General features: G+C 62.1%; 1 protein-coding gene. It reads right to left on the reverse strand.

The features are described 5' to 3' along the window. The coding region (locus ACUHMQ_RS20905; protein ID WP_445297366.1) for a hypothetical protein at positions 1-781 on the reverse strand (781 nt) is incomplete at both ends.

Genomic DNA, 781 nt, shown 5'->3' on the forward strand with positions numbered 1-781 from the left:
GGGTGACCTGGCCCAGTGCGTCGGTGAGGCTGGCGAGACGGAAGTCGCCGGAGCTGACTTCCTGGTAGCTGAAGCGCAATGTGCTGCCATCGGTCTGGGTGACCCCCGACAAGCGCTGGCTGCTGCCGTCGTACTCATACTTGATCGTATAGACCTTGCCATCGGTGACACTGTTGTCGTCGGGGCTGAGATCGATACGGACGTCGCTGAGACGGTTAGCGCTGTCGTACTGGTAATGGGTACGACTGACCGAGGTGCCATCGGCCCGGGTCAGCTTCTCCTGGCTGAGATTACGGCCCGCGTAGACGTACTCAACCTTGTCCCCATTGGCGAGGGTAGCGTTGACCAACAGGCCGTTGTCGAACCGGTAGGCGATGGCATTGCCAGCTGGGTCCTTGACCTGGTTGAGGCGGAAAACCGCCCCATCGGCGGCATAGCGCTCCTGCAGACGTGTACTGCCCTCCGTCCAGGTCCAGGCGCTGCCGTCCCAGCTGAGGCTGTCGTGGGCACCGTCACCATCGGTACTGGTGTAGCGTCCATTGGCGAAGGTAAAGGTCTGTACGCTGCCATCGGCGCTGACGCGCTCGATTGTGCTGCCGGCGGTGTTGACGGTGCCGGTGAGATTGCGCAGCAGGCGGTAACCGCCGAGCCACCAGGCATCGCCGTTGTCGTCGGTGAGCTTGGCCTGGCTGTTGTAGGTACGAAGAACATCGGCGTCGACACCACGCCCGACCAGCAACTCATCACGTCGTTGCAACACCAGATTACCGTGGGCGACATT

The organism is Chitinimonas violaceus (genome assembly GCF_052601015.1).